This window comes from Alteromonas sp. H02 (assembly GCF_059682525.1).
In genome coordinates, this window is the sequence record NZ_CM185021.1 from 2,801,122 (window position 1) to 2,815,657 (window position 14,536).

8 protein-coding genes are annotated in these 14,536 nt (G+C 50.4%); 1 reads left to right on the plus strand and 7 read right to left on the minus strand.

Translation table 11 applies throughout. The features are described 5' to 3' along the window. Positions 1-124: 124 nt before the first annotated feature. From AC566Q_RS13025 to AC566Q_RS13055, 7 genes are all read right to left on the minus strand, one after another. Positions 125-1,246: a pyridoxal-phosphate-dependent aminotransferase family protein gene (locus tag AC566Q_RS13025; RefSeq protein ID WP_499617308.1), complete on the minus strand. Its 1,122-nt coding sequence runs from the start codon at positions 1,244-1,246 to the stop codon at positions 125-127. A gap of 542 nt (positions 1,247-1,788) precedes the next feature. Next, positions 1,789-2,655 carry an acyl-CoA thioesterase II gene (gene tesB / locus AC566Q_RS13030; protein ID WP_499617311.1) on the minus strand — a complete coding sequence of 289 codons (867 nt, stop codon included), beginning with the start codon at positions 2,653-2,655 and terminating at the stop codon, positions 1,789-1,791. A 49-nt stretch (positions 2,656-2,704) separates the two neighbouring features. Next, positions 2,705-4,549, minus strand: coding sequence for a protein kinase domain-containing protein (locus AC566Q_RS13035; protein ID WP_499617314.1), 1,845 nt, complete (start codon positions 4,547-4,549; stop codon positions 2,705-2,707). After that, a complete protein-coding gene (locus AC566Q_RS13040; RefSeq protein ID WP_499617317.1) occupies positions 4,546-5,403 on the minus strand; it encodes a 23S rRNA (adenine(2030)-N(6))-methyltransferase RlmJ in 858 nt (285 codons plus the stop codon). Before AC566Q_RS13040 ends, AC566Q_RS13035 begins: the two co-directional genes overlap by 4 nt. Before the next feature lie 119 nt (positions 5,404-5,522). After that, complete coding sequence (locus AC566Q_RS13045) at positions 5,523-7,130, minus strand: dihydrolipoyllysine-residue acetyltransferase (protein WP_499606841.1); 1,608 nt, start codon at positions 7,128-7,130, stop codon at positions 5,523-5,525. Positions 7,131-7,137: 7 nt separating this feature from the next. Continuing rightward, positions 7,138-8,115, minus strand: a complete 978-nt coding sequence (locus AC566Q_RS13050) for an alpha-ketoacid dehydrogenase subunit beta (RefSeq protein ID WP_499606842.1) — start codon at positions 8,113-8,115, stop codon at positions 7,138-7,140. After that, positions 8,115-9,305, minus strand: a complete 1,191-nt coding sequence (locus AC566Q_RS13055) for a thiamine pyrophosphate-dependent dehydrogenase E1 component subunit alpha (RefSeq protein ID WP_499606844.1) — start codon at positions 9,303-9,305, stop codon at positions 8,115-8,117. The genes AC566Q_RS13050 and AC566Q_RS13055 overlap by 1 nt, the downstream gene beginning before the upstream one ends. Positions 9,306-9,625: 320 nt before the next feature. Between AC566Q_RS13055 and AC566Q_RS13060 the strand changes: the two genes are divergently transcribed. Next, complete coding sequence (locus AC566Q_RS13060) at positions 9,626-14,434, plus strand: S8 family serine peptidase (RefSeq protein WP_499606846.1); 4,809 nt, start codon at positions 9,626-9,628, stop codon at positions 14,432-14,434. The last annotated feature ends 102 nt before the right edge of the window (positions 14,435-14,536 follow it).

The following is a 14,536-nucleotide window of genomic DNA, read 5'->3' on the forward strand; positions in this document are numbered from 1 at the left end:
TGTTACCTGACACGACAGTCTGAGATAGTAGCGTTAAAGGCTGGCAATTAACAATTTTTTATTTTGCCAGCCTTTATATTCAGGAATTTTTTAGTCGTCCTGCGGACGTCGTCTTTAAGCGGTATTATTTTAGTACCGTCTTCAGTGCAGCCAGACAAAAGTCGACGTTTTTGTCGGTACAGGCCGCGCCCATCAAACCAATTCGCCATACTTTACCGGCAAAGGCGCCCAGGCCAGCACCAATTTCCAGATTAAAATCAGTTAACAGGCGGCCACGAACCTCTGCATCATCTACTCCCTCAGGGATACGAACTACGTTTAGCTGCGGTAAACGACAGGCTTTATCAACGGCCATTTCAATGCCCAGTTCCTCAAGGCCGGCAACCAGCTTATTATGCAGCGTGGCGTGGCGTTGCCAGGCGTTTTCAAGGCCTTCCTCGTGCAACATAACCAGTGACTCGTGCAATGCATAAATACTGTTTACCGGGGCTGTGTGGTGATAAGCACGCTTACCGCCCTGGCCCCAGTAACCAACAATCAGGTTCATATCCAAAAACCAGCTTTGCACAGGCGTTTGACGACCTTTAATCACCTCAAGGGCCTTATCGCTGAATGAAACCGGCGAAATACCCGGTACACAGCTTAAACATTTTTGCGATCCTGAATAGATCGCATCTATTTGCCAGTCGTCAACGGCCAGCTCGATGCCGCCTAACGAAGTCACCGCGTCAACAATGGTCAGACAGTCATACTGGCGGGCCAGCGCGCACATTTTCTCGGCGTCATTACGCACCCCGGTAGAGGTTTCGGCGTGTACAAAGGCAACGATTTTAGCTTCCGGGTGGGCTTTTAACGCGTCTTCGAGCTTATTGAGATCCGTTTGCGTTCCCCAGTCGTCTTCAACTACCACTGCCGTGGCACCACTACGCACGACATTTTCGCGCATACGCATGCCAAACACGCCATTGATGCAAACGATAACCGTGTCGCCCGGCTCAACAAGGTTAACAAACGCAGCTTCCATTCCGGCCGAGCCCGGTGCGGATATCGGCATCGTTAAGGCATTTTCAGTTTTAAAGGCGTACTGCAACAGTTCTTTGGTTTCATCCATTAAACCAATAAAATCAGGATCGAGATGACCCACGGTACTGCGAGCCATGGCATTTAACACACGGGGACTCACGTCAGACGGACCCGGGCCCATTAACGTACGTTGTGGCGGAATATGACTGCTGTATGATTTCATTGATGATACCTGCTCAGTAAAGTAAACCTGTGGGCGCTATTCTGGCAATTCGGTTACTAAACCACAATCACAGTTTCGGGTGATTAGCTGATTATCATTATTCACATAGTGAATAAGAAAACCAACATGTGATACGCATAAGTATATAGAACAATTTTAATGCACATTACTTTTGGGCAAATAATGTACAGCCGGGTTATATTTTGTGCATTCGCTGTCAATTATGTGCTTAATCACTGGCGTAAATTACTGGTTAGCATCTATAATTGATTAAAAATGGGACAGAATAAAAAATTGTTTATAAATTGAACGATTTTGAGCTATGATTACAAATCTACAAAGACGATTTGTTCACTTCTCCCTTTGTAAAAGTTAGCGCACGGCTCAGCAATGAGCCATTCCCCTAGGCCCGGAGCTTTTTAAGTTCTGGGCATTTTTTATGGGCAAACAAAAATTTGTCAGTGCATTGCTGCCAGCGCCAATAACGCCAGCAGTTCGTTGACTCATTCAATCATGCTCTGAGAGGGCCAAAAATTAAGGGTTCAGTCGGTGATCCGCATCAGACCTTCCTGCATGGTTGACGCCACCAGCTCACCCTGCTGGTTAAACAACTGCCCTCGTACCAAACCTCTGGCGCCACCACTGGCCGGACTCTCCATGGAATACAATAACCAGTCGTTCATGTTAATCGGGCGATGGAACCACATGGCATGGTCGATAGTAGCAATCGCCAGGTTGCGGTCGGTAATTTGCACGCCATGGGGCTGCAGCGACGTACTTAAGAAATGATAGTCGCTGGCATAGGCCAGCGCCGCCTGATGCATGGCCTGTGAATCGCCAAGGTCTTCGTTTGCCCGTAACCAGGTATATCGCTCAGGCTTATCATTTTTTGACGTAAATGAACGCACGGCATCGACGGTGCGAATATCAATGGGGCGATGGTAACTTAGCGCTTCACGCATTCTGCGGCCGATATTCTCGTAGTTACGCTCGTACATTCTGATGTCAGGCTCAACCTCTTCCGGTGCTGGCACATCAGGCATCTGGGCATACTGATGCTGCATGCCCTCTTCCGGTTGCTGAAATGAGGCTGTCATATAAAAAATGTTGCGGCCATTCTGAATGGCTTTTACCCGCCGGGCAGAAAAGCTTTTACCATCCCTCACGATTTCTACGTCGTAAACTACCGGCTGCTTTGCATCGCCGGGTAATAAAAAGTAGCTGTGAAAAGAATGTGTAACGCGGCCCTCAGGTACGCTTGCCCACGCCGCCTTTAACGCCTGACCTAACACCTGACCACCAAATAAGGCACGAAAGCCAAGATCCCAGCTCTGGCCACGATAAAGTCCCTTTTCCAGGGTTTCTAATTCCAGTAAAGAAGCAACTTTAACTTCGTTTTGCTGTTCCAAGAGTAACTCCCAATAGATAAACAGACAGGTTCACTGCCAAAAAGACTGACTACCGCGTTCGGGGATTGCGAGGATAAAATTTGTCGGCACACTTTGCCCGGTGCTCAAAAAAACGCGTGTCTTTGTAAGGTAACTTCATAAAACCACAGGTGCCTTCACCGGTAAGGAGTGGCAGTGAATCAATGATTTCTTTCAGTAACGCATTAAACTCATTTTCCTTCGTATGATCAAGCAATCGATAGTAACTATGAATTTTTAGGTGCGTCTCGAGCGCCTCGAAAATGATACAGCCGGTGTGATGAATAGTATTAAGCGCTTTGATGGCCTGCATAATTTGTGGCGGTAATGCGAGGAACTCGTCCGGATCATCACCGTCTTCAAAGTACGAATGCACCCGGCTTTCAGATGTGCTCAATGACACACTGGATTTTTCATAAGGAATAATAGTAGCCGCACCGGCTACAAACGGCGATTCAATTTGCTCACGCTCAATGTGCAGAGTGTTTTTGGCATCAAAAAGACAGCATTTAAATACACCCTGACGATGAATGGCACGGGCCAGCGTAACCACAGTATTTACCGCATGCTTGAAAGCCTGTTCTCTGGCAGGATCCTGTAAATTCAGGCTCGAATCAATATACACACCTTCCGGCTGCCAGTGAATTACCAGGCCGCCTACCACCGGATAACGGGCCAGGCGGCCAACCGCCGCTAAAAAGCCTTTCTCGGTGGCGCCCATGCCATCCAGGTAATTTTTGTAATACCGCTCAAATTGAGCATCGTTTAAATAGCTTAACTGGCTGAGTTCATCCGACTGCTGCTCACTGAGATCGTTTTGCTGGCGTAAAAAAGACTTACGTGAACTGTATACCACCGATTCGATATTTTTGCGCTCTTTGGCTACCCACACCGGTAATAAGGATTCGTAGCGCTCGACGGTATCGTTAACAAACACCAGGTTTTCCAGTAATTTAAGGTGCGACAGCAAATAGTCACCGCCACTGTGCTGTTCTGCAACGCTGTCGCTGAGCATATAGATAAGAATGTCAGACAATATTTTCGGTAATCCCAGCGAGGATGGCGGGATAACCTGGTGGGCAAACCGCGCCGACTGGCCGGAGGCCAATGCATACAAAGTACCAGCCAGCCCCTGCTCGTCGAAGCGCGGACTTGAGCGCTCACCATTAAGCTGCGCATCGCCAATAAAGTAGATATCCCCCAGGCGGGCATTGGTTTGCTGGATATCTCCCGACATTAAATCGAGCACATTGTTTTGCACCGGCTGCAGGTGTTCATCAAGCTGTGCGTATACACTGGAGCCCCAGTCGATAAGGCTCAGGCGTTCGTTGGCTTCATCCCACACCAGGTTAGAAGGTTTAATGTCGCCGTGGACGATAGGCCGGTGTCCGCCGTCCAGCTCAAACTGACGTAAATACAGCAGGATTTTACCCAGTTGCACGGCCATCTTAACAATCAGTCGCGGCCCGATGGGCCCCTCGCGCAGACTGTATTGCTCAAGGTCGATCCCCGGCGCCCGCTCCATCATCAGAATGGACTGCCTGCCCCGTTGGTAGAATTCTTTCACTGCCGGAATATACGAGTGCCTGAGCAGCCCCTGCATAAACGCTTCTTCCTCGAGGCGGTCCTGAATGCTCACAGGCAGGGTAATGCGGGTGAATTTAAACACCAGTTCGGCACCGGCGTGGTCGCGCCCGCCAAAGGCAAAGCCATACGCACCTTTGCCTATCAGGCTTATATCGGTAAAACCTAGGCTTTCGAGCTGCGCGATACATAGCGCAATCCAGTCTTTAAGCTTTTTGGCATCCGCATGAGAAAGCAGATACACCGACTGCTCTTCAGGAATATAAAAATGGCGGATGCCTTTTCTGGTCATGACTCGGTGTGATTAAGCCAAACCACGTTGTGCTGGCATTGCGTGCCTAAACGTGGGCAAAGCTCAGTCAGGCTATTGGTTAAAATGGTGTCGATTTGCCAGGCCGGGTTAATAAAGCACACGCCGGAACCATACATGCCGGCATCGGCGTTTTTATCCTGGGCCAGCAGTTCTACCTGCAATACATTGTGATTAAGCCTGGAAAGGGTCTGGCACATAGCTTCAGATTCCCCCGCCTTATCGCCGGCACGGGCCGACAACAACGGATACCAAATCAGAATTTGTGCCTGAGGCCAGCGTTTTAAACACTCTTTTACCGCATTTATCACTGCCTGGTATTCGCTGCGTGACTCATAGGGGGGATCGATTAGCACCGCGCCACGGTTAGGCTTAGGCGGCGATAAAGCGACCAGGCCTTCCAGGCCGTCACGAAAGTGGCTGTGTACCTGCCCCTCGCCTTTATGGCGTTTAAGCACCCCTTTTAAATTTTCAAATTCCCCGGGATGTAATTCCATTACGTGCAATGCGTCGTTGGTGCGCAGTAAATCTGCAGCCAGTACCGGTGAACCCGGGTACTCGTTGTTATTGCGGTATAACGCCAGCGCGGCCAGATAATCAACGAGCAGCGGATCCTGCGGCGAGAACTGATCCAGCTTCACCACACCGTCTTTGTACTCGCCGGTTTTATTGGCCTGTTCAGAATCGAGGCTGTAACAGCCAGAGCCGCCGTGGGTATCAATCAGATTAAACGGCTTGTTTTTTTGCTTCAGGCGATTAATCACTGCCTGCCAGCAGAGGTGTTTGAGGATATCGGCATGATTACCGGCGTGATAACCGTGTTGGTAACTCAGCAAAATAGTGCTCTCTCTTGAAACCTGTTATCAAGGATCTTCGGACCGCAGATACAGGCGAAACTTGCGCGAATCGCGCAAGTTTATCGCCCGCTGCACCAAGATACCAGTGCCGTAACGGGTTAACGTAGTTTGCTTAACATTTTGAGCGGATTGGACAGATAATCCAGCCATACATTGTTAAACCTTACCATGGTGGCACCATCGATAACCCGGTGGTCGGCCGACCAGCTCACCTGCATAACAGACTGACTGATAACCTGTTGCTGATCATCAAATCGCGGCAACTGCTGTATTTTACCCAGCGCCACAATGGCCAGTTCAGGGTAGTTAATAATTGGTGTGGCGGTAGTGCCGCCCAATACACCTACATTGGAAATGCTAATAGTACCGCCTTTCAGGTCGCTACTACTCACCTTACCCTGTTTGGCATCGGCAACAATGCGCTGCATGGCCTCAGCGATTTCCAGCACACTCAGGTTCTGTACCTGTTTAATGTTTGGTACCAGTAAACCGGCGCTACTATCTACTGCAAAACCAATATTGTGGTCATCAAAGTAGGTCATGGCGTTGCCATCCTCACTAAGACGGGCATTAAACTGCGGAAATTCCGTTAAGCATAAGGACAAGGCCTTAATGAAAAACGGCATAAAGGTCAGCTTAATATCCGCATCGGCAAACTGTGCCTTTAACGACGCTTTAAGCGCAATGAGCGGATCCATCACCAGTTCATCCGACACGGTAAAGTGCGGAATCGTACTCACAGAGCGGACCATCTGTTTCGCCATAGCTTTTTGTACCGGTGATAATGGCACGATGCTGCTTGCCTGTTCTTCAGCCGCTGTACTTTTTGCCTGAGAAGTGGTTAGCGCCGAACTCTGCTGACCTTGTTGCAGCGCATTAAGGACATCCTGTTTCAGCACCCGGCCTTTTTTACCGGATGGGGTAATGTCCTGCAGAGCCAGGTTATTCTCTTTCGCCAGGCGGCGGACCGCCGGGCTGGCCGGTACCTTACCTTCAATCACTTTGGGTGGCTCGAACCCACCTTCCTGAAAACCCGTGGGTACCGTTTTGCCCGGAGCTGGCTGTGATGACTGCACAGCAGTTTCTTTACTGGCGGTTGCGCCTGAAGTAACCCCCGCACCTTCGTGCTCGACTGACAAATCAAATAAAGGCTCATGCACTTTGGCAATCTGCCCGACCTCGTGATAACGCTTAACAAGGGTACCGGCATGCTTGGCGGGAATTTCCACCACGGCTTTGTCGGTCATTACTTCAACCACCACATCATCTTCGGCAACAAAATCGCCGGCGTCGATGTGCCATTTTACGATTTCACATTCGACAATGCCTTCACCAATGTCAGGCAGAATAAACGTTTCTACGGCACTGCCTGCGTTATCGGATGGCGCCGTCTCAATCGTTTTCTCTGGCGCTTTCTCAGGTGTTTGTGGCGCATCCGGCTCTTGCTGCTGCGCCGTGTTGCTATCGTCATTAGCAGGCTTAAGTTCAAACAGAGGCGCGTGCACTTTGGCAATATCGCCGGGTTTATAATACAACCGGGTAATAACGCCACTGTGGATAGCGGGAATTTGTACCGTGGCTTTGTCGGTCATCACCTCTGCCACCGGCTGGTCTTCTTCTACCGTATCGCCTTCACTGACCAGCCACTCGAGTAGTTCGCACTCGACAACGCCTTCGCCAATATCAGGCAAAATAAAATCTGTCATATTTACCTCAGTAGTTCAGCATGCGTTTAAGGGCTTCGTATGTCTTGTATTCGTCTGGCATGTATTCTTTTTCGTGCGCAAGCGGATACGGCGTATCCAGACCGCACACCCGGGTAACCGGCGCTTCCAAATATAAGAAACACTGCTCTTGAATATGTGCGGCAATTTCGCTGCCAAAGCCGGAAGTCACCGGCGCTTCGTGGTTGATCAGCAGACGGCCGGTTTTCATTACCGATTCGGCAACGGTGTGTGCATCCCAGGGTAAGATGCTGCGTAAGTCGATAATCTCACAGGACACTCCGTCTTCCAGCGCCATGGCTGCCGCTTTTTGAATAATTTCAACCTGAGCGCCCCAGGCCAGCAAGGTAATATCGTTACCTTCCTGAATCACCTCGGCTTTGCCCAGACCTATGGAATAATCTTCTTCCGGCACCTCGCACACTGAGGCGCGATAAAGGCGTTTCGGCTCCATAAATAACACCGGGTTGTCATCGCGAATAGCGCCCAGCAGCAACCCTTTAGCCTGATACGGGTCGCGCGGTACCACGACCTTCAGACCCGGGATATGGCTAAAAAATGCCTCCGGTGACTGGGAGTGATAATGACCACCCGCTATGCCACCGCCGTACGGCGTTCTGATGGTGAGTGAACCACAGGAAAACTGACCACCGGAGCGATAACGAAACTTCGCGGTTTCATTAACGATCTGGTCAAAGGCCGGAAAGATGTAGTCACCAAACTGGATCTCGGCCACCGGCACACTGCCCTGGGCCGCAAGGCCGTTGGCAAAACCAATAATGCCCTGTTCGGTCAGCGGCGTGTTAAAACAGCGGGCTTTACCAAACTTTTCCTGCAAGTGACTGGTTGCCCGGAATACGCCACCAAAATGGCCCACGTCTTCGCCAAATACCACGACTTTTTCGTCTTCGGTCATGGCAGTGATCAGGGCCTGATTGATTGCCTGAAGTAAATTTAACTTTGCCATTACTTACCTACCTCACCCGACGTTTTAGGATATTTATCCGGGTAGCGATTAATGTGCTCCAGTAATGCTTCCCGCTGTGCTTTGAGGTGCCATGGCACTTCGCTGTAGACGTCTTCCACAATATCGCTAATTGGATTTACCGGGACTTTCTCAGCCGTTTTAAGCGCGGTAAGAATGTCGCTGCGTACTTCTTTAAGGTACTGTTCGGTGTCTTCCTCCTTCAGCCAGCCTTTGTTCTGTAACCACACTTTAAAACGCTCTATGGGATCTTTCAGACGCCACTTTTCTTCTTCTTTCTTCGAGCGGTAACCGCTTGGGTCGTCTGAGGTAGAGTGCGCCGCCAAACGGTAGGTCATGGCCTCAATCAATACCGGTTGCGAGGCTGACAGAGCAAGCTCCCGTGCTTTTACCGTGGCGCTGTAAACAGCCAGCGGGTCATTGCCGTCAACCCGGATAGTACGCACGCCATAGCCAATCCCACGTGAAGCAATACCGTCGCCGGCGAACTGCTCTTCAGCAGGCGTAGAAATGGCATAACCATTATTACGGCAGAAAAAGATCACCGGGCAGTCAAGCACCGCTGCCATATTAAGACCGGCATGAAAATCACCTTCAGAGGCGGCCCCTTCACCAAAATAGCAGATAGTTAATGCATCGTTGCCCGCCAGTTTCTGACCATAGGCATACCCTGCCGCCTGTGGAATTTGCGTGCCCAGGGGTGACGAAATGGTCATAAAGTTAAGGGCTTTATCGCCATAGTGGATAGGCATCTGACGCCCTTTGTTGGGATCCAGACGATTGGAAAACATCTGATTCATAAACTGTGCAGAGGTATAACCGCGAAACGCCAGGGCACCCTGCTCGCGATACTGACTCATGATCATGTCACCTGCCGACAGCGCTGCAGCGCTGCCCACTACTGCGGCTTCCTCACCGGTACTGGCCAGATAAAAACTGATCCGGCCCTGGCGTTGAGCAGCGACCATACGCTCATCCAGCATGCGCGTGTAGAGCATGGTGTGATACATTTTAATGGCCAGTTGCTGATTGATTTCTGGCTCTTTGGCTTGCGGATAAACCGTACCGTCTGCATCCAGAATGGCCAGCATCGGAATATCCAGTAACCCATTTTCTATTATCCTGACCTCATGTGTCACCGACACATTACCCAGGTGATTTCTGTCGTTCATAGGGTTCCTCTAAAACGCCTTATTGTTTGTGTACACTCTAGTGCAACCGAGGCAGGAGCGTCCTGCCAAATTAACAATATGTTTACGTTTTATTAAATTAAACATCCTAATGTGATCACAAAAGTTGGGATAATTATTTTAATCTTTAAAAAGGCAGGGCAATTCAGGCTAAGTTCAGACGAACTATTTAGGATAAAACGGTCCAAATTACTTACATGGCACGTACATACGATAACGAGCATTACATATCCCGCGCGGCTGTGTTAAAAAACAATCCCGACAGAACAAGGACAACGTTCTTTTCACTATGGAGTATTAATGTGAAGCAATTATCATTGATCACACATGCTGTTAGTGCCATATTGCTGGCTAATGCCTCTGTTGCAGCCGCTCAGCAAATCTCGCCAACATCGGTCAATAAACCCGTTCATCGCCTCAACCCAACAATAAACCAAATCAAAGATCAGGTTGATGGTACACAAACTTACATTATTCAGTTGCAAGAACCTTCGGTTGCTCAATATAACGGCGGCATAAAAGGTTTTGCGGCAACCAATCCGAAAACCCGTTTACAGACATCACGTTTAGCCAAAGCTAACCGTGGTAAACTGGATGCTTCGGCCAGTCACGTCACGGCTTATCGTGAGTATTTACAACAGCGCCAGCAAACCGTATTAGGTAAAATTGCACAAATTACCGGTCAGGCCAGCGCCACTCGCCAGTTACAGTTTGCCATTAACGGGATGGTGCTACAGCTGACACCAGCACAAGCAGAAAAAGTCAAAGCACTAAGCGGTGTAAAATCGGTAGAGGCCGATCGCAAACTTAAACTCAGTTCTGATACCAGCCCGGAATTAACCGGCGCAAGCGGCGTTTGGGCCGGTGCTACCCTGGCTGGCACCAGTGCACTGGGTGAAGGTACGGTCGTTGCTATATTTGATACCGGTATTAATACTGATCATCCTTCTTTTGCCGCTACCGGCGGTGATGGTTACACCCATAGCAATCCTCTTGGTAGCGGCAACTATCTGGGCGACTGTGCTGGCAATTATCCGGCTTTATGTAACGACAAGCTGATTGGTGTTTACAGTTATCCGCAAATTACCAATCAATATGCCGACACCGATGTGTTCCCACCGGGACTGCCCCGCAACGGTGAGGACTATAATGGCCACGGCTCCCACGTGGCGGGTACCGCTGCAGGCAATATTTTATACGACGTGCCCTCTGTAGGACTGGCGTACGATCTTGAAGAAAGCGACGGCTATGCCGGTGAATTCACCTTTGATCAAATCAGCGGTATTGCGCCCCACGCCAATATCATTTCCTTCCAGGTTTGTTTACCCGGCGAAAACGACGATGAATACAACGGCTGTTACGCTAACCTGGCAGTAACGGCAATTGATGATGCTATTGCCAGCGGTGTGGTGGACGCGATCAACTATTCTATTTCTGGTGGTGAGGAAGTATGGGGTAATACACTCAGTGAAGCCTGGTTGTCTGCCAATAACGCCGGTATTTTCGTAGCACATTCCGCGGGTAATGATGGCCCGGATGCATCGACCAGCGACAAACTGTCGCCCTGGCTTACTCCGGTTGCCGCCACTACCCATGGCAGAACTTTGGATCTTTCTAAATCCATTGGCAGTTTCTCCGGTGGTTCTGGTGCTCCCGCAACCATCAGTGGGCAGAGTAACACCGGCGCTATCACGGCTGATATTGTGTATGCCGGCGATTACCCTAACGCAAACGATCCCAACGGGGATCCCGCTCAGTGCCTTGAGCCCTACCCGGCAGGCACATTTAATGGTGAGATAGTCGTATGTGATCGTGGTGATATTGCCCGAATTCAAAAAGCCATTAACGTGTCGCAAGGCGGTGCTGGTGGTTATGTGCTCGCTAATGTAGAAGGCGGCGCCGAAAATCTGGTGCCTGACGAATACGTTATCCCCGGGATCCATATTGCCGCAAGCGATGGCGACAGGCTAAAAAGCTGGCTGGCTGCTGGCAGTAATCATCGCGCCACCATTACTGCTACAGCAGGTATCCGTTCAGTAGACAGCACCCTTGCCGATAAGGTCGCAAGCTTCTCCTCACGTGGGCCTAACACTCAGTTCAGCACTCTGTTGCCGATGATAAGCGCACCGGGCGTAGATATTTATGCGGCCTATTCTGATGAGCATTATGGCCATGAAACCACCGGCCCTGCGCCAGCAGACTATGCCTATCTGGACGGTACATCCATGGCGTCGCCCCATGTCGCGGGGGCCGCACTACTGCTGCGCGAATTGCACCCGGATTGGAGTGCTGATGCCATTCGCTCGGCGCTGATGATGACAGCCGAGACCGATATTGGCTTAAACGGCAGTACCGCCCAGGCTAACTGGCTGGATATGGGCGCCGGTCGTATTCAAATAGACGCGGCGGCCAATGCTGGGTTAATTATGGAAGAGACTCAGGCAAATTATGAGGCCGCAGATCCGAACAGCGGCGGTGAGCCTAAGACGCTCAATATTCCGGCCCTGGTTGATAATAACTGCCTGATCGAATGTACCTGGCAGCGCACATTTACCGCGACCCGAAATGGCACCTGGACATTCGGTCTGGATGATATGGACAGCGGTCTGGCCCTTGAAGCACAGCCGACCAGCGTAACGCTATCCACAGGGCAGTCGCAAACCGTAACCTTCACGCTAAGTACCTGGAACGTGGCTGACAACGACTGGGTATATGGTGATGTGCTCATTAATGGTAATGATAATACCCCCCAGCATATGCCTGTTGCAGTGGTTGCTTCTAACGGCAACTTCCCGGACTTTGTAGAGCGCACCAGTCATCGGGATGCGGATTCTGCGGTCCTTGAAGACCTGTTGGCAATTGAAATTACTGATTTCACTTACGAGGTAACGGGCCTGACTATGGGCACCAAGGTTTCGGGCAATGTTGCCGAAGACAGCGATCCCAGCGATTTTTACGATAACCTGAATGACGGTGTATATACCCTGGATGTCATGGTTGAGGAAGGCACGCCACGGTTTGTGGCACAAACCACCGAATCCAGTGCACCGGATTTAGACTTATATATTGCCTATGACAATGACAGTGACGGCATTTTTGACGAAGATGAACTTCTCGCCTTTAGCGCCGGTTACAGCTGGAATGAATATATCAGTATCGAGTCGCCACCCGCTGGTACCTACCGGATTTATGTTCACAACTTTACTGGCAGTGCTTTGCAGCAAGATAACTTTACCCTCGACTATGCCTTGGTAGGTAGCAGCAGCGACGGATCGCTTACCATAGAAGCCCCCACTTCAGTAGCCTTACGTGAGTCTTTCGACATGCGTTTATTATGGTCGCTGGACAGCAGCATTCCGGGCGATCGGTTTTACGCCAGTGTCGCTCTGGGTAGCAGTGCACAAACGCCGGATAATCTGGGGATTATTCCGGTAGATATTATCCGTGGTGAAAATGATGTGAAGCTGGCGGTAGATGGCAGCGATCGCGTGTCGCCGGGCGATACGGTGGATTACACGGTAAATGTTCTGGCCAACACGAGTACCGAAGATCGCAACTACGAAATTGACGTCACCATTCCCGAAGGTACCAGCGTGGTTGCTGGCAGCGTTACAGAGGGTGGTACCGTTAACGGTAATACCATCAGTTGGTCGATTACCCAGAACGTCACAGCGGGTGTATCAGGCTATTCGGTTACCACACCTGAAACAGACGGTCAGTGCCGGGTTGATACCAACAGTAATGATGGCTACATCGACTTGTCAGCACTCGGTTATCAGCCTTTACAAGACAGCGGCAGTGAATTACTCGCCGCCTTCCCGGTTGCGGTTAACGTATTAGGCGAACAATGGAATGGTATTGCGGTGTCATCCAAAGGATTTATTACGCCAGCATCTGCTGCCGTAAACGCCTTCCCTGCTATTAACCGTATGCTGGCTGATGAGTCTTACAGTGGTGCCGTATTAGCGCCACTATGGCGAGACTGGTCTTTCAATGATGACGCGGGCTCAGGGATCACGGTAGCGACCCTTGATAACGGCGCAACAACGGTTGTTGAATGGACAGGCTTACAATCTGGCGGCCATAGTGCTGACATGCAGGTTATCCTGAATCACCATGCCGGCCCCGGTGAACCCAGTGTGATTTATGCCTACCGGAATGTACGCAGTGGCACTGAGTCTTTAGCCGGTACTGTAGGATGGCAGGATCAGAATGGTAAGCTGGGCACTACCCTGGCCTTTAACTCTGCCAATGCCAATAATCCAGGTGGCGAAGTGGAATCGCTTATTCAGTCGGGAACGGTGTTATGCCTGACGCCACAAACGTCTATCACTGCTACCGGACCAGCAGATCTTGATTTTAGTCTGCAGGTAGATGCTAACGCCGAGCTGACTGGCTCGCTGCCAGTGACCGTTGCTTCACAAGTACCTAATATTCCTGGGACTCAGGAAGAAATCGGCGAAGTGAATACTGAAGTGCAAATGCACGCCGCACCAGAACTGCTGATCGACGGCAGTGAACAGGCGAGCATTAGCCTGACAGAACTACAGGCTTCAGTACTGCCAATCTCAGTTACCGATGCCAACGGCGACAATGTGAGCCTGAGTGTAGAGCAATTAAGCGGCCCCGCAGCCACGATTAACGTGGCGGGCGAAGTGGTAACGGTAACCCCTGCATCAGTCGACGCTGGTACAGCGTTACGTTTAAGGGTAACGGCCACCGATGAGTATGGCTTTACCGACACCGCTACGGTAGACATTACGGTAACCCCCAATCAGCCTCCGGTACTGACCGTTTCGGCGCCATCCAGCGTGCAGGAAGGCGCAACCATCACCATCAGAGCCAGCGCTTCCGATCCTGAAGATGATGAGATTGTGTTTACTATCAATGGTGTTCAGGGCTCTACCTTCAGCTCTACCGCGCCGGATACCGACGATAGCACCTCTGTAAGCTTTACGGTTACCGCTACGGATGGTCAGAATACCGTTACCGAAACGGTGACAGTTACCGTGACTAATCGCCCGAGTGGCGGTGGCGGCAGCCTGTCACTGGTATGGCTCGGTGGATTAATGATTGCATTCATCAGCCGCCGCAGAAAGCGAATACACTAACTAATCAATACAAAAGTACAAGGGAGCTTTTAACAGCTCCCTTTTTTGATCATATTCATATTTAATTCCACTTGTTGCCTATAATCACTGGCTATAGAGTAT

Bases quoted from the DNA above. Each gene is read 5' to 3' on its own strand.
- AC566Q_RS13055 (WP_499606844.1), bottom strand. From the start codon at position 9,305: ATGAACGACAGAAATCACCTGGGTAATGTGTCGGTGACACATGAGGTC.
- AC566Q_RS13035 (WP_499617314.1), bottom strand. From the start codon at position 4,549: ATGACCAGAAAAGGCATCCGCCATTTTTATATTCCTGAAGAGCAGTCG.
- AC566Q_RS13050 (WP_499606842.1), bottom strand. From the start codon at position 8,115: ATGGCAAAGTTAAATTTACTTCAGGCAATCAATCAGGCCCTGATCACT.
- AC566Q_RS13045 (WP_499606841.1), bottom strand. From the start codon at position 7,130: ATGACAGATTTTATTTTGCCTGATATTGGCGAAGGCGTTGTCGAGTGC.
- AC566Q_RS13025 (WP_499617308.1), bottom strand. From the start codon at position 1,246: ATGAAATCATACAGCAGTCATATTCCGCCACAACGTACGTTAATGGGC.